This is a genomic window from Streptomyces sp. NPDC090083, assembly GCF_044747445.1.
Taxonomy (GTDB): Bacteria; Actinomycetota; Actinomycetes; order Streptomycetales; family Streptomycetaceae; genus Streptomyces.
In genome coordinates, this window is the sequence record NZ_JBIVED010000003.1 from 58,255 (window position 1) to 73,478 (window position 15,224).

The window sequence follows — 15,224 nt, forward strand, 5'->3', positions numbered from 1 at the left end:
TTACGCTGGAGGCGTGGCAGTCGTCGATGTTTCCGAAGAGCTCAAGTCCCTCTCCTCGACCATGGAGTCGATCGAGGCCGTCCTGGACCTGGACACGCTGAGGGCAGATGTCGCCGTCCTGGAGGAGCAGGCCGCCGCGCCTTCCCTCTGGGACGACCCGGAGGCGGCGCAGAAGGTCACCAGCAAGCTGAGCCACCTCCAGGCCGAGATCCGCAAGACCGAGGCCCTCCGCGGCCGGATCGACGACCTCTCGGTCCTCTTCGAGATGGCCGAGGAGGAGGACGACCCGGACACCCGCGCCGAGGCGGAGAACGAACTGGCCGCCGTCAGGAAGGCGCTGGACGAGATGGAGGTCCGCACCCTCCTGTCCGGCGAGTACGACTCCCGTGAGGCCGTCGTCACGATCCGCGCCGAGGCCGGCGGCGTCGACGCCTCCGACTTCGCCGAGAAGCTCCAGCGCATGTACCTGCGCTGGGCGGAGCGCCACGGCTACAAGACGGAGCTCTACGAGACGTCGTACGCCGAAGAGGCCGGCATCAAGTCGACCACCTTCGCCGTGCACGTGCCGTACGCCTACGGCACGCTCTCCGTCGAGCAGGGCACCCACCGGCTCGTCCGGATCTCGCCCTTCGACAACCAGGGCCGCCGCCAGACCTCGTTCGCCGGCGTCGAGATCCTCCCGGTCGTCGAGCAGACCGACCACATCGAGATCGACGAGTCCGAGCTGCGCGTCGACGTGTACCGGTCCTCCGGTCCCGGCGGCCAGGGCGTCAACACCACCGACTCCGCGGTGCGTCTGACCCACCTCCCCACCGGCATCGTCGTCTCCTGCCAGAACGAGCGCTCCCAGATCCAGAACAAGGCCAGCGCGATGAACGTGCTCCAGGCCAAGCTGCTGGAGCGCCGCCGCCAGGAGGAGCAGGCCCGGATGGACGCCCTCAAGGGCGACGGCGGCAACTCCTGGGGCAACCAGATGCGTTCGTACGTCCTGCACCCGTACCAGATGGTCAAGGACCTGCGCACGGAGTACGAGGTCGGCAACCCGGAGGCCGTGTTCAACGGCGAGATCGACGGCTTCCTGGAGGCCGGGATTCGCTGGCGCAAGCAGCAGGAGAAGTAGTCCCGCGCACGATTTCCGCATGGCTTTGTCGACAAGGCAACTGCCGCCCGCCGGGCGGTAGTTGCCTTTCGCGCGTTCGGGTCTCTGGGTTTTACGTCACACTCACAGATTCCATCTCCCGGCAAAGAACCCGTAGTCGGACATCGCGCTCGCAACGGCCTTGACGTTGCTGTGAAAACTGGGAAGGGTGAAGCGCGGCACGCGTGGCTCCGGGGCGCATGTGAACCGGGGGAGCAGAGCTTTCGCCAGCCGCCACCCCCGTCGATCACGGCACCGGACATCGACGCACCACCCTGACGACGAGCTACTGGGGGTAGCAGACTGATGACCAAGAAGACGCGGATCCGTGTCGCACGCATAGCGGCCGGCGCGATCATCGCCGGCGGTGCCTCGCTGACCGCCGCGGGTGCCGCATCGGCACTCGACCTGGGCGTGACGCTGAGCGCGACCACCGCCGACGACCCGGCGCCCGGCGACGGGAGCGACACCCCGACCCCGCCCGCGACGCCCACCGACGGACCCACCAGCATCCCGACGGACGGCCCGACCTCGGAGCCGCCCTCGACCCCGCCCGCCACGTCGGCGGCCCCGACGGACGAGCCGACCGAGCCCACCGGCAACCCGACCGAGCCGACGGACGAGCCCACCGACAGCCCGACGGACGGCAGCACCAGCGGCTCCGGCTCCGGCTCCACCGGCGGCAACAACAACGACCCCGACGGCGGCTCCTCCGCCCAGGAGGCGGGCACCTCGGCGCTCACCGACACCGGGTCCGACACGGCGGCCCAGGGCAGCGGCGGCGAACTGGCCGAGACCGGTGCCGGCCAGACCGCGTTCCTGCTGATCGGCGCCGCGACGATGATCGCCGGCGGCATCGCCTTCCGCGTGCTCCCGCGCCTCGCGGGCAACCGCGGCGGCACGGTCGCCTGACGGTAGCCGTCCCCGTACGGAACGTACGCACGTCGTACGACGAAGGGCCCGGAGCGAGTCGCTCCGGGCCCTTCGCGTGTGTTCTCGGTGTGAACCCGCGCGTTCTTCGTTCGTGCGGGTCAGGCGGTCTGGTGCGCCACCAGCGCCAGCGCCGCGATCAGCACCGCGAGCAGGGCGATCAGCGCCATGGGGTTCAGGCTCCCCCACGGGTTGTTCTCCTGCTGCAGCCGCTCGCGGTTCGCCCGGCAGACGGGACAGCGGCCCTCGTTCACGGGCGCCGCGCAGTTCGCGCACACCAACCGGTCGTACGTCATGCGCTCGCCCTCCTTGCACCGGCTTCCACGGACACAACGCCCAGGGAAACTAGAACGTTCCCACTCCACTGTGCCAGGTTCCGCGGGATTCGGCGCGGTCCGCCTTATCCTGCCCCGACCCTGTGCGTTCCAGCCCTTCAGATCCGCGACAAAACGTGCAAGCCTCGCGCAACCGCGGACGCCGACTGCGCGGGCACACCCGGGTCGCGTATGGTCACGCTCACCTACCCCCGGCTACCCGTGGTGCACCCGTGATCCGATTCGACAATGTCTCCAAGGTCTACCCCAAGCAGACCCGCCCCGCTCTCAGGGACGTCTCCCTGGAAGTGGAGAAGGGCGAGTTCGTGTTCCTCGTCGGGTCCTCCGGCTCCGGAAAGTCCACCTTCCTGAGGCTGGTCCTCCGCGAGGAGCGGTGCAGCCAGGGCCAGGTGCACGTGCTGGGCAAGGACCTCGCCCGCATCTCCAACTGGAAGGTGCCGCAGATGCGCCGCCAGTTGGGCACCGTCTTCCAGGACTTCCGCCTGCTGCCCAACAAGACGGTCGCCGAGAACGTGGCCTTCGCGCAGGAGGTCATCGGCAAGTCCAAGGGCGAGATCCGCAAGTCCGTGCCCCAGGTGCTCGACCTCGTCGGGCTCGGCGGCAAGGAGGACCGGATGCCGGGCGAGCTGTCCGGTGGCGAGCAGCAGCGCGTGGCCATCGCGAGAGCCTTCGTGAACCGCCCCAAGCTCCTCATCGCGGACGAGCCCACCGGCAACCTCGACCCGCAGACCTCCGTCGGCATCATGAAACTCCTCGACCGGATCAACCGGACGGGCACCACCGTGGTGATGGCGACGCACGACCAGAACATCGTGGACCAGATGCGCAAGCGCGTCATCGAGCTGGAGAAGGGCCGCCTCGTCCGTGACCAGGCACGCGGCGTCTACGGCTACCAGCACTGACCGCCGGCCGACCGCCGTCTGAAGCCCGTCCACGGAAAGGCCTGAAGAAGCCGCCATGCGCGCCCAGTTCGTACTCTCCGAGATCGGTGTCGGTCTCCGTCGCAACCTGACGATGACCTTCGCGGTCGTCGTCTCCGTAGCCCTGTCCCTGGCCCTCTTCGGCGGCTCGCTCCTGATGAGCGACCAGGTGACCACGATGAAGGGCTACTGGTACGACAAGGTCAACGTCTCGATCTTCCTCTGCAACAAGAGCGACGCCGAGTCCGACCCCAACTGCGCCAAGGGCGCGGTGACCGACGACCAGAAGAAGCAGATCCAGTCCGACCTCGGCAAGATGTCGGTCGTCGAGAAGGTCACGTACGAGTCGCAGGACGAGGCGTACAAGCACTACAAGCAGCAGTTCGGCGACTCCCCGCTGGCCAGCTCGCTGACGCCGGACCAGATGCAGGAGTCGTACCGCATCAAGCTCAAGGACCCGGAGAAGTACCAGGTCATCGCGACCGCCTTCGACGGCCGTGGCGGCGTCCAGTCGGTGCAGGACCAGAAGGGCATCCTGGACAACCTGTTCGGCCTCCTGAACGGCATGAACTGGGCCGCCCGCGCGGTCATGGCCCTCATGCTGGTCGTCGCCCTGATGCTGATCGTCAACACCGTGCGCGTCTCGGCGTTCAGCCGCCGCCGCGAGACCGGCATCATGCGCCTGGTCGGCGCCTCCGGCTTCTACATCCAGGCCCCGTTCATCATGGAGGCCGCCGTCGCCGGTCTCATCGGCGGCACGGTCGCCTGCGGATTCCTGGTCGTCGCCCGGTACTTCATCATCGACCACGGCCTCGACCTCTCCCACAAGCTCAACCTGATCAACTTCATCGGCTGGGACGCGGTCCTGACCAAGCTCCCGCTGATTCTCGCGACGAGCCTTCTGATGCCCGCGCTGGCAGCGTTCTTCGCGCTGCGCAAGTACCTGAAGGTGTGACGCATGCCAAGAGGGCCGTACGGGCAACCGCCCGTGCGACCCTTCCCGTTGTCCTAGACTCACCGCCATGTCAGGTCGTGACCTGTTCTGTCAGCCCCGCCGCATCCGCCGCGGGGCCGCCCTGACATTGGTGTTCGCGAGTGTGCTCGTCGCCGGGGCGGCCGCCGGATCGTTCGACGAACCGGGGCGGCCCGACCGGAAATCGGCCTCCGACACGGCGGGTTCGGCGCCGATGGGCCGCACGGAAGAGGTCGCGAAGGCCGCCGCCGAGGCCAAGGCCGACGGCAAGTCGCCCATGGAGGCCGCCGAGCGGGCCGTCAGCCGCAGCGGGGACCGGTGGGGCGCCGTCTACTCCCAGGGGGAGTACGAGGAGTTCGAGGAGGCCCTCGACGGCCAGTACACCGGCGTCGGGCTCTGGGCCCGGCGCGAGCGGGACGGCCGGATCGAGGTGACCCGTGTCCAGTCCGGGTCGCCCGCCGCCACCGCGGGTGTCCGCAAGGGCGACCGGCTGCGCAGCGTCGACGGCGAGGACGTCGACGGCAGGCCCGTCACCGAGGTCGTCTCCTTACTCCGGGGCGATGCCCAGGACGCCGCCGCGGGCACCGCCGTCACCCTCGGCCTGGAACGCGGCACGCACGCGTGGCGGGAGACCGTACGGCGCGCCCGTCTCTCCACCGACTCCGTGAGCGTCCGCAGGCTCGCCGGCGACGTCACCGTCATCAGGATCGCCGCGTTCACCAAGGGCGTCGGCGACCTCGTCCGCACCGCCGTACGACAGGCCCCCGCCGACTCCTCGTTCATCCTCGACCTGCGCGGCAACTCCGGCGGCCTGGTCACCGAGGCCGTCACCACCGCCTCCGCGTTCCTCGACGGCGGCCTCGTCGCCACCTACGACGTCGACGGCCGGCAGCGCGCCCTGCACGCGACCGCGGGCGGCGACACCACCAGGCCGCTGGTCGCGCTGGTCGACGGCGGCACGATGAGCGCGGCCGAGATGCTCACCGGCGCCCTCCAGGACCGCGGGCGCGCGGTCGTCGTGGGCTCCAGGACCTTCGGCAAGGGCTCGGTCCAGATGCCGAGCAGACTCACCGACGGCGTCGTCGCCGAACTGACCGTCGGCCACTACCGCACTCCCTCCGGTCACACCGTCGACGGCCGGGGCATCACCCCGGATCTCGACGTCACCGCGCAGGGGCAGGCCGCCGTGGAGCGCGCCGAGACGGTGCTGAGCGGCCTCGGGGACGCTTCCTAGCCGTCTGCCGACGTCCCGGGTAATCGCCTTTCCCTCAGGCCCCCTGGTAGTGCGAAAATGGCAGCACTATGAGCAAGGGAATGTACGTACCCAAGGAGTCCCAGCCCAAGCAGGGCGGCGGGGCCGCCGGCGGCAAGGCCAGGGACGGCGAGAAGGGCGGCAAGCGCAAGATCGTCGCCCAGAACAAGAAGGCCCGGCACGACTACGCGATCATCGACACCTACGAGGCCGGGCTCGTCCTCTCCGGCACCGAGGTCAAGTCGCTGCGGGAGGGCCGTACCTCGCTGACCGACGGCTTCGTCCAGATCGACGGGGGCGAGGCGTGGCTGCACAACGCCCACATCCCCGAGTACCACCAGGGCACCTGGACCAACCACTCGGTGCGCCGCAAGCGCAAGCTGCTCCTGCACCGCGAGGAGATCGACAAGCTGGAGGCCAAGACCCAGGAGACGGGTCACACGATCGTGCCGCTCGCCCTGTACTTCAGCAACGGCCGGGCGAAGGCCGAGATCGCCCTCGCCCGAGGCAAGAAGGAGTACGACAAGCGGCAGACCCTGCGCGAGAAGCAGGACCGCCGGGAGTCGGACCGCGCCATCGCGGCGGCGAAGCGCAGGCAGCGCGGCGAGTAGCCACCCGGAATACGGTGGCATCGGCGTGCGTTGTTCACGTACGATGGCAAACGCACCCCACAGCGGGTGTGATCCCTCCTCGGAGGGGCTTGAAAAAACAACATGGGGATGATCGGTTTCGACAGCGGCTGTCGAAGCAGGTGAAGCGTGTCGAGGAAGCGGCAATGATCTCGTAAACCATATGTCGCAACCAATAATCGCCAATTCCAAGAGCGATTCCCAGTCCTTCGCCCTCGCTGCCTAATAACAGCGACTGAAGGACCCTAAAAGGGTGTCAGCCCGGGGGTGTTCCCGACCCGGACCCTGGCATAATCTAGGGAACTAAACCATCGAGCCCGGTCACGGGGTTCGATGGGAAATCAAACAGTGACTGGGCCCGTCGGCGACTTGTTCGCGTGATTGCCGGGGCCGAGAAAATCACAGCGAACTGCACACGGAGAAGCCCTGATTCTGCACCGGTGGACGCGGGTTCGATTCCCGCCATCTCCACTCATCCCATGTTTTCACAGTGGTCAAGCCCCCTGCTGCTTCGGCGGCAGGGGGCTTTTCCCTGTCATCGCACGGCGAAGGCCGCGACGCGCAGCCCGCCGCTCAGGACCAGATGCACGCCCCGTCCGCCGCCGCGCCCACCGCCGTGCCGTTCGCCCTGGACTCGTCCATGAGGTGAATGCCGGAGTAGTCGTCGAAGTTCTCGGCGCGGGTCGTCCGGGACAGAATCCGGGGCGGGACGGTCTTCCATTTCGAGCGGATGACGTCCCAATGGGCGAGGTCTTTCCGCCGGACTTTCCGGTGGACCCGCGGAAGGGGAAGGGGGTGTCTTCTTCTCCTGCCTTTCGTGTCGCGGCTCCTTCACCGGGAGGCCTTGCGTCGACAGGGGTGGGATCAGGGCGCGTTGCGCGGTGCCGTGCTCGCGCGCTCGGTGAGCCGGGGCGCCAGCAGCGTCGCGTCGGGCACGTCCTGGCCGTCCAGCTTCCTCATCAGCAACTCGACGGCCCGGGAGCCGAGTTCGGCGGCGGGCAGCGCGACGGACGTGACCGGGACCCGTGCCGACTCGGCGAGTTCGTCGGGGCAGATCGCGGTGATCGAGAGATCGCCGGGGACGCGCAGCCCGAGCTGCTCGAAGGCGTCGACGAGGGGTTCCAGAAGCGGTTCGTTGTGGACGACGACCCCGGTCAACGCGGGCTGCTCACGCAGCAGTCGCTCCGCCACGGCGAGCGCGGCGGCCGGTGCCGCCTCGCACGGGTGGACGGAGGAGGCCAGGCCGTTGCGGTCGGCGGCGGCCGTGAAACCCTGGACGACCCGCTGGGCGAAGGCCGTCTGGCGGACGTACACCTCGGGCGGCGACCCGACGAGCGCGACGACCCGGTGCCCGAGGCCGGCCAGCCGTTCCACGCACAGTTCGCCGGCCGCCCTGAAGTCGAGGTCGATGCAGGTCAGTCCGTCCGCCTCGGCGGGGAAGCCGATCATCACCGACGGCCGGTCCAGGGAACGCAGCAACGGCAGCCGGGGATCGTCGAGTTGGACGTCCATCACGATCATCGCGTCGACGAGTGCCGTGTCCGCGACCCGGCGCAGGCCCTCCTCGCCCTCCTCCTGGGTGAGCAGGAGGACGTCGTGGTCGTGCCGGCGGGCGGTGGTCACCACGGACACCGCGAACCGCATGACGACCGGGACATGGATGCCGGTCCGTAAGGGGATCACCAGGGCCAGCACGTTCGACCGGCTGCTGGCCAGGGCGCGGGCACCGGCGTGCGGGCGGTAGCCCAGCTCGCGGATCGACGCCTCGACGCGCAGCCGGGTCTCCTCGGAGATCGGCCGCTTGCCGCTCAGGGCGTACGACACGGTGCTGGGGGAGACGCCGGCGTGCCGGGCCACGTCCGTGATCTTCACCATCAGCCCAGCTCCAGGGTCAGGAATCCGCTGCCCGACCGCGTCCTGTCCCCGGCGGCCAGCGCCCACGACAGCGACGGATCGGTGCAGGACGCCCGGAGCGTGTCCCCCTCCCGTACGACGGTGAAGGTCACCTCGCCGACGGACACCGTCACCTGCGCGCCCCGCGCCAGCCCGTACGCCCGCAGGGTCACGCCGTCGGCGTGGTCGTAGTCGGGCCGGTCGGCCACCGCGCCCACCGGGATCACCGCGCCGGGCCGCACCAGCAGCGGCACGCTGTCGAAGCCGTGCCGCTCGCGCACCCAGCGCGGCCCGGTGACCGTGCGGCCGGTGAGGTAGTGGGTCCAGGTGCCCTCGGGCACGTAGTACGAGACGTCTCCGTCGTCGCTGAAGACGGGCGCGACCAGCAGATCGCTCCCGAGCATGTACTGCCGTTCCAGGTGCGCGCATCCGGGGTCGTCCGGGAACTCCAGCACCATCGCCCGCATCATCGGCACACCGTCGGCGGCGGCGGTGCGCGCGGCCTCGTAGAGGTACGGCATGAGGCTCAGCTTCAGGCGGGTGAACTGCCGCAGGACGTCGACGGATTCCTCGTCGAAGAGCCACGGGACGCGGTACGACGAGCTGCCGTGCAGACGGCTGTGGGAGGACAACAGGCCGAAGGCCAGCCAGCGTTTGAAGAGGGCCGGGGTCGGGGTGCCCTCGAAGCCGCCGATGTCGTGGCTCCAGTAGCCGAAGCCGGACAGGCCGAGCGAGAGGCCGCCGCGCAGGGACTCGGCCATCGACTCGTACGTCGCCTCGCAGTCGCCGCCCCAGTGAACGGGGTACTTCTGGCTGCCGGTCGTGGCCGAGCGGGCGAAGACGACCGCCTCGCCCTCGCCCCGGTGCTTGCGCAGGACGTCGAAGACGGTGCGGTTGTACAGGTAGGTGTAGTAGTTGTGCATCCGCTCGGGGTCGGCGCCGTCCGCGTAGGCGACGTCGACGGGGACGCGCTCGCCGAAGTCGGTCTTGAAGCAGTCGACGCCCTGCGCGAGGAGCGCCTCCAGCTTTCCGGCGTACCAGTCGCGGGCGGCCGGACTGGTGAAGTCGACCAGGGCCATGCCCGGTTGCCACAGATCCCACTGCCACACACTGCCGTCCGGCCTGCGCAGCAGATGACCTAGTGCCTTGCCCTCGGCGAAGAGCGGGGAGCGCTGCGCGATGTACGGGTTGATCCACACGCAGATGTGCAGCCCGCGTTCCTTGAGCCGGGCGAGCATGCCCGCCGGGTCGGGGAAGACCCTCGGGTCCCACTCGAAGTCGCACCAGTTGAACTCGCGCATCCAGAAGCAGTCGAAGTGGAAGACGGACAGCGGGAGTTCACGCTCCCGCATGCCCTCGATGAACGACGTCACCGTCTCCTCGTCGTAGGAGGTGGTGAACGACGTCGACAGCCACAGGCCGAACGACCAGGCGGGCGGGAGCGCCGGGCGGCCGGTGAGGGCGCAGTACTTGCGGAGGATGTCCTTCGGGGTCGGGCCGTAGATGACGTAGTACGTCAACTGCTGGCTCTCCACGCTGAACTGGACCCGGGACACCGCCTCCGAGCCGACCTCGAAGGAGACCCGGCCGGGGTGGTCGACGAAGACGCCGTAGCCCGCGTCGGTGAGGTAGAAGGGGATGTTCTTGTAGGCCTGTTCGGTGGCGGTGCCGCCGTCGGCGTTCCACATGTCGACGACCTGGCCGTTCTTGACGAGCGGGCCGAAGCGCTCGCCGAGTCCGTAGACGGACGTGCCCACCTGGAGCCCCAGTTGCTCGCGCAGATAGTGGGCTCCGGTCGCGTCGCGCATGATGCCCATGCCCTTGGGGCCGCTGCCGGTGAGGACCCGGCCGTGGGCGAGGAAGTCGACGTGCCAGGGGCCGGTACGGGCGACCTGGACGGAGAGCGCGCCGGAGGTGAGGGTCGCGTGCTCGTCGTCGTACGACGTCTGGACCGCGAACTCCTCGCTGTGGACGTCGAATTGGGGGCCGCGCGGCTGTTCGCCCTCGAAGTGGGTGAAGGTGACGCCGATGACGTCGGGCATCGGGGCGTGCGCGCTGATCGTCACGACCGGTCCCTTCAGCAGGTCGCCGCGGTGGCGGATCGGCATGGTCGGCGCGTGGATCTCCAACGCCCCTTCCGCGGCGGTGACATCGAGGACCTCGACCGGATGGGCGGCGGTGACGCCCTCGCGCAGCAGCCAGTAGCCGTCGGTGAACTTCATGTGGGGGTCCCCTTACTACTTGACGGCGCCCACGGCGATGCCGCGCGTGAGGGTCCGCTGGAAGACGAGGAAGAAGACGATGGCGGGCAACACGCCCAGCAGCGCTGCCGCGTTGGTCATCGTGGCGTCCATCAGACGCTGGCCCTGGAGGACGCCGAGGGCCACCGACACGGTCTGGTTGTCGTTGGAGATCAGCATGACCAGGGGGAGCAGGAACTCGTTCCAGGTCCAGATGAAGAAGAAGACGAGCAGCACGCCGATCGTGGGCCGGCTGACGGGGACCACGATCCGCCACAGCACCTGCCACTTGTCGGCGCCGTCGATCCGGGCCGCCTCGATGATCTCGCGGGGGAACTGGCCGAGCACGGACGAGAGGAGATAGGTGCCGAACGCCGCCTGGATCACCGTGAACACGATGATGACGCTCAACCTCGTGTCGTACAGGCCGACTTGCTTGCTCAGGTAGTAGAGCGGGTAGACCAGCGCCTCCTGCGGCAGCATGTTGGCGAGGACGAAGAACGCCAGGACCCAGGTGCGGCCCTTGATCCGGCCGATGCCGATCGCGTACGCGTTGAGGACGGACAGGACAGCCGCGAGGACGGCCACCGAGCCGCTGATCAGCGCCGAGTTGAGGAGTTTCCGGCCGAAGTCGACGCGCTGCCAGAAGTCCTCGATGCCGTTCAGGTAGAGGCCCCTGGGGAGGCTGAGGGGGCCGTGCTCGGAGTACTCGGCCGGTGACTTCACGGCGTTGACCAGGACGATCAGGAACGGCACGACCATGAAGAGGGCCGCGAGGCACAGGGCGATCAGTACCGGGTAGCGGCGCAGGGCGGTCGTCATGCGCGGTCACCTTCCTCCGCGCGGGTCTGGAGTCTCAGGAAGGCGAGGGAGAGCACCAGGATGATCACCGTCAACACCGTTGATATCGCGGCTCCGTAGCCGACCTGGGTCTTCTCGAAGAACGTGGTGAAGGAGAAGTAGGACGGGACGTCGGTCGCACCGCCCGGGCCGCCCTTGGTGAGGACGTAGACCGCGCCGAACACCTTGAGCGCGGCGATCGTGCACCAGGTGAGGACGACGTAGATCTCGGGGCGGATCTGCGGCAGCGTGATGTGCCAGAAGCGGCGCCACCAGCCCGCGCCGTCCAGCTCGGCCGCCTCGTACAGCTGGGGGTCGACGCGTTGCAGCCCGGCCATGAACACCACCAGCGGGAAGCCGAGTTGGACCCAGACCATGACACCCATGACGCTGTAGAGCGCGATGTCCGGGTCGCCCAGCCAGTCCTGCTGCCAGGAGCCCAGCCCCACCGCCTTCAAAAGGGCGTTGAGGGAGCCGTTGTCGGGGGCGAGGATCCAGCTCCAGACGATGCCGGCGACCGCGATCGGCAGCACCTGGGGGAGGTAGAAGCAGGCGCGGAGGACCGTGGCGATGCGGGTGCCGAAGTGTTTGGCGACGTAGTCGAACAGGGCGGCGGCCAGGACGAGTCCGACGACCGTCGGTACGGCCGCCATCGCCACGACCATGAACAGGCTGTGCCGGAAGGACGCCCAGAACTCCGCGTCGTCCAGCAGGTCACGGTAGTTGGCGAGCCCCGTCCACGTGGGGTCGCCCACGCCCTGCCACCTCGTGAAGCTCACGGCCGTGTTCATCAGGAACGGGACGACGATCACGGCCAGCGCCGCGAGGGCGCCGGGAAGGAGGAAGAGGGCGTACGAGGTACGGGGGCGACGGGCCGGGTGCCGTGCGGCGTCACGTGTGCGGAGCACCCGGCCGTCCTTCTCGACGGTGACCGTCATGTCGACGGGACGCCCTTGTCGTACGCCTTCTGCAGGTTGCTCAGATAGGCGTCCGGCTTCTCGCTGCCCGTGATCAGCTTCTGGGTCTCGGAGACGAGGACGTCGTAGAAGCCGGGGACCGGCCAGTCCGGGTAGAAGGCGAGGCCGTCACGGGCGGAGACGGTGTTGAAGTTGGCGATGAGCTGCTGGGACTTGGGGTCGGTGATCGCCGAGGTGTCGGCCGCGACCGGGATGCCGCCCTTGTTGCCCATCAGGTTCTGGATCTTCTTCGACAGGGTGATGTCGATGAAGTCGTAGGCGAGTTGCTTGTTCTTGGCGCCCTTGGGGACGACCCAGATGTTGCCGCCGGAGCCGAGGGTGAGGTTCGAGCCGGGCCACAGCGTCGTGTCCCAGTCGAACGTGGCCTCCGTCTGGAAGCGGCCGTACCACCAGCTGCCGGAGAACAGGATCGGTGCCTTGCCCTGGATCCAGGAGACTCCGGCGTCCTCGGCCTTGGTGCCGCTGGAGGTCTTGGCGATGTAGCCCTTCTTCACCCAGTCCGCGAAAGTGGTCGCCGCGTACGTCCAGGCCGGGTCGTGGAAGTCCGTCTTCCCCTTGTACAGCTCGTACGTGTCGACCCAGGCGCGGTCCGCCTTCGACAGGGCGAGCTGGTAGAGGTACTGCTGGGCGATGTACTCGGCGCCGGCGTTGGCGAGCGGGGTGATGCCCTTGGCCTTGAACTCGCCCAGCGCGGTGGTCAGTTCGTCGAAGGTCTTCGGCTCGGCGACCTTGTACTTCTTGAAGAGGTCCTTGTTGTAGTAGACCATCGTGTACTCGCCGTAGTCGGTGACGCCGTACCACTTGCCGGAGCCCATCACGCCGTTGGCGTCGTAGACGTCGGTCGTGCCCACGCTCGACGGGATCTTCTTGTCCCAGCCGCGCGCCTTCGCCTCGGCGGTGAGGTCGGTGAGCAGGCCCTGCTTCGAGAGCAGGCCCGCCGTCGCGTTGCCCTTGTTGTACTCCATGACGTCCGGGGCGTCGGAGGAGTTGAGGACCATGGGCGCCGTCTTCTGGATCTGCTCGAAGCCCTTCTCCTCGAACTTCACCTTCACGCCCGGGTGTTGGGCCTCGAACTCCTTGATCGCCTCGTTCCAGGCGACGCCCATCGCGCTGTCGGGTCCCTCGTAGTGCCAGAGCTTGAGGGTCTTGCCGTCCGAAGAGCCGTCGTCCGAGCCGCCGCCGCAGGAGGTGAGGAGGAGGGACCCGGTGAGGATCAGTGCGGCTGCCATTGCCCGCCGTTGTGTCGTCAGCATCCAGTGCCTCCAGGGGAGTCGGAGGGGGTCGAATCGATTCGACGAGGATCGTCGAAGCGCTTCGATGGAGGAAGGTATGTAGGGGCCGTGGAGGCGTCAATGGGTTGGGCGGAGATTGACGCAAGCGATTCGATGAGCGGGAGCATGAGCGTGAGCGTGGGGGCGAGGGTGGGGATGGCTCCGCGCCGCTGCCCGAGGGGTATCGGCCGGCGGGGCCCGGCGAGGTGCCGTTGTCCGCGCCCAAGGTCGTGGGCGAAGAGGAGTTCGAGCGGGTTGTGGCGAGGACGGGGGTGCCGGTCCTCGCCGTGGTGGACTTTCCGGCCATGCCCCGGAGCGTGGTGCGGCCACTGGTGGACCCGGTGCCGTTGTCCGCCGTGTCGCTCGTGTGACGAAAGGGGCTGGTGCACACCGGATTCGATGCGCTTGGACGTGCTGCGGTGGAGATCGGCAAGGAGCGCGGCCGGCCGCGTCGGCGGGTAAACGGATGGATTCCAGCCATCGACGTGGACATGCTAAAAAGGAGAAAATGACGCATCCCGTCACATGGAGCCGTCGCCGTGCGCTACCTTCAGGGCCTGAGCACGGTGTGGTAAGGGGGGCGCGCGGACCGGGTGGGGGCCCGGTTCGGCGGCGTGTGCTCAGGGTCGTTTGCGCACCCGGAACAGTCCCGTGGGGGGATGTGCGTGCGCATGGAAAAGTGGCGAGAAGACGCCCAACCGGAATGGCCCCAAGCTGCATCCGCGACCAGAGAAGTACCGGTCATAGGCGGAGAGGCCCAAGGGGTTCCGGTGACTGGAGTGGCTGCGGCGACCGCAGCGACGGCACCGAGTGGAGGATCAGAGGTTCTGGAGGGCGGCCGTCATGCCGCCAAGGACAGGCCGCGGACACGGACCGGGTGGCCCGAGGCGCCCGCCGGCAAGCAGGCGTTCGGCGCGGGTGCCGGAATGCTCACCGATCCCTGGGGCGCGTCCGCCGCGTTGCCGGGGACCGCGTCCGCCGAGGCCGACCCCGACGAAGTCACCGTCCAGCTCGACGGGCCCGCCCAGCAGGCGGACCCCGCGGGCAAGACCGGTGCCGGCGCGGGGCAGGAGGGCTCCGACGGACCCGTGTTCGTCGACGAGTCCGGCCGCCGCAGCCGCAGGTACCGCAGGATCGGCATGGCCGTCGGCATCGCGTGCGCGGTCTACGCCGTCGTCATCGTCGTCACGCTGCTGTCCGGGAGTTCGGACGCGCCGTGGCTGCCGGTGCCGGGGCAGAAGGACGACGCGCCCGCGGGCAAGGTCGACACCTCGCCGCAGCCCGCCGAGTCGGGCCGCCCGTCCGGGGCCGCCGACAGTGTCGCGCCGGGCAACATCCCGACGGCCGGCGACGGTACGACGCCCTCGCCCGGCGTGAGTGTCAGCGCCTCGGCGGGCGCGTCCGCGAAGCCCGGCGCCAAGGCGAGCACGTCCGCGTCGCCGAAGCCGTCCGCCAGCAGGAGCGTCCCGACGTCGGGCGGCGGAAGCGCGACCAACCCGGTCGTACAGCCATCGCTGCCGGTCTCGTCGCCGTCCGATCCGACGACGGCGCCCAGTTCGAGCCCGCCGCCCGAACCGTCATCGACCCCTAGCCCGACGGCGGGCACCGGCACGGTGGCCGACGCCCCGAGCAGCCCGTCGCCCGTGGCACAGGGGCCGGCCGAGCCGTCCGAACAGGCGCCGGCCCCGACCAGGACCCCGGAGCACATCCTCTGATGGCATCGCACAACCGCCGTCCCAAGGCCGCGAACCCGGCCTCGGGCGGCCGTCACGGAGCAACTCCGGCCAACGGAAACGGAGTCGGAGACCGCGCCGCACGCCCGGGCG

General features: G+C 69.0%; 13 protein-coding genes, 1 other RNA gene and 1 pseudogene. 9 read left to right on the top strand and 6 right to left on the bottom strand.

The features are described 5' to 3' along the window. The first annotated feature begins 13 nt into the window (after positions 1-13). Both prfB and ACIPTO_RS11290 read left to right on the top strand, forming a co-directional pair. Complete coding sequence (prfB, locus tag ACIPTO_RS11285) at positions 14-1,120, top strand: peptide chain release factor 2 (protein ID WP_366312883.1); 1,107 nt, start codon at positions 14-16, stop codon at positions 1,118-1,120. A 324-nt stretch (positions 1,121-1,444) separates the two neighbouring features. Further along, positions 1,445-2,050 carry a hypothetical protein gene (locus tag ACIPTO_RS11290; RefSeq protein WP_401190927.1) on the top strand — a complete coding sequence of 202 codons (606 nt, stop codon included), beginning with the start codon at positions 1,445-1,447 and terminating at the stop codon, positions 2,048-2,050. Between the two features lie 119 nt (positions 2,051-2,169). Here the strand turns inward: ACIPTO_RS11290 and ACIPTO_RS11295 are convergent, their stop codons facing one another. Then, a complete protein-coding gene (locus tag ACIPTO_RS11295; RefSeq protein WP_366312887.1) occupies positions 2,170-2,364 on the bottom strand; it encodes a hypothetical protein in 195 nt (64 codons plus the stop codon). A 251-nt stretch (positions 2,365-2,615) separates the two neighbouring features. On the opposite strand from ACIPTO_RS11295, the gene ftsE reads away from it, so the two are divergent. The 5 genes from ftsE to ssrA all read left to right on the top strand — a co-directional run bounded on the left by ftsE (position 2,616) and on the right by ssrA (position 6,651). Beyond that, on the top strand, positions 2,616-3,305 hold the full coding sequence (gene ftsE / locus ACIPTO_RS11300; RefSeq protein ID WP_033286714.1) for a cell division ATP-binding protein FtsE: 690 nt from the start codon (positions 2,616-2,618) through the stop codon (positions 3,303-3,305). Between the two features lie 55 nt (positions 3,306-3,360). Next, positions 3,361-4,278 carry a permease-like cell division protein FtsX gene (gene ftsX, locus ACIPTO_RS11305; RefSeq protein WP_266769214.1) on the top strand — a complete coding sequence of 306 codons (918 nt, stop codon included), beginning with the start codon at positions 3,361-3,363 and terminating at the stop codon, positions 4,276-4,278. Between the two features lie 67 nt (positions 4,279-4,345). Further along, positions 4,346-5,530 (top strand): S41 family peptidase, encoded by a 1,185-nt coding sequence (locus ACIPTO_RS11310; protein WP_366312892.1) that lies wholly within the window; start codon positions 4,346-4,348, stop codon positions 5,528-5,530. A gap of 80 nt (positions 5,531-5,610) precedes the next feature. Further along, entirely contained in the window at positions 5,611-6,159 is a 549-nt protein-coding gene (gene smpB, locus ACIPTO_RS11315) for an SsrA-binding protein SmpB (RefSeq protein WP_352185396.1), read from the top strand. Positions 6,160-6,263: 104 nt separating this feature from the next. After that, positions 6,264-6,651: a transfer-messenger RNA gene (ssrA, locus tag ACIPTO_RS11320) on the top strand. Between the two features lie 390 nt (positions 6,652-7,041). Here ssrA and ACIPTO_RS11325 read toward each other — a convergent pair. From ACIPTO_RS11325 to ACIPTO_RS11345, 5 genes are read right to left on the bottom strand one after another with little or no spacing between them, the layout of a single operon-like run. Next, on the bottom strand, positions 7,042-8,052 hold the full coding sequence (locus ACIPTO_RS11325) for a LacI family DNA-binding transcriptional regulator (RefSeq protein ID WP_401190930.1): 1,011 nt from the start codon (positions 8,050-8,052) through the stop codon (positions 7,042-7,044). Then, entirely contained in the window at positions 8,052-10,292 is a 2,241-nt protein-coding gene (yicI, locus tag ACIPTO_RS11330) for an alpha-xylosidase (RefSeq protein WP_401190932.1), read from the bottom strand. Before yicI ends, ACIPTO_RS11325 begins: the two co-directional genes overlap by 1 nt. 15 nt (positions 10,293-10,307) lie before the next feature. Continuing rightward, a complete protein-coding gene (locus ACIPTO_RS11335) occupies positions 10,308-11,132 on the bottom strand; it encodes a carbohydrate ABC transporter permease (protein WP_366312896.1) in 825 nt (274 codons plus the stop codon). After that, positions 11,129-12,088, bottom strand: coding sequence for a carbohydrate ABC transporter permease (locus ACIPTO_RS11340; RefSeq protein WP_401190934.1), 960 nt, complete (start codon positions 12,086-12,088; stop codon positions 11,129-11,131). The genes ACIPTO_RS11335 and ACIPTO_RS11340 overlap by 4 nt, the downstream gene beginning before the upstream one ends. Beyond that, positions 12,085-13,356: an ABC transporter substrate-binding protein gene (locus ACIPTO_RS11345; protein WP_401190936.1), complete on the bottom strand. Its 1,272-nt coding sequence runs from the start codon at positions 13,354-13,356 to the stop codon at positions 12,085-12,087. Before ACIPTO_RS11345 ends, ACIPTO_RS11340 begins: the two co-directional genes overlap by 4 nt. 260 nt (positions 13,357-13,616) lie before the next feature. Here ACIPTO_RS11345 and ACIPTO_RS11350 point away from each other — a divergent pair. Both ACIPTO_RS11350 and ACIPTO_RS11355 read left to right on the top strand, forming a co-directional pair. After that, positions 13,617-13,910, top strand: a pseudogene (locus tag ACIPTO_RS11350) (LysR family transcriptional regulator); the annotation flags it as partial. A 414-nt stretch (positions 13,911-14,324) separates the two neighbouring features. Continuing rightward, entirely contained in the window at positions 14,325-15,113 is a 789-nt protein-coding gene (locus ACIPTO_RS11355; RefSeq protein ID WP_401190938.1) for a hypothetical protein, read from the top strand. Positions 15,114-15,224 lie beyond the last annotated feature (111 nt).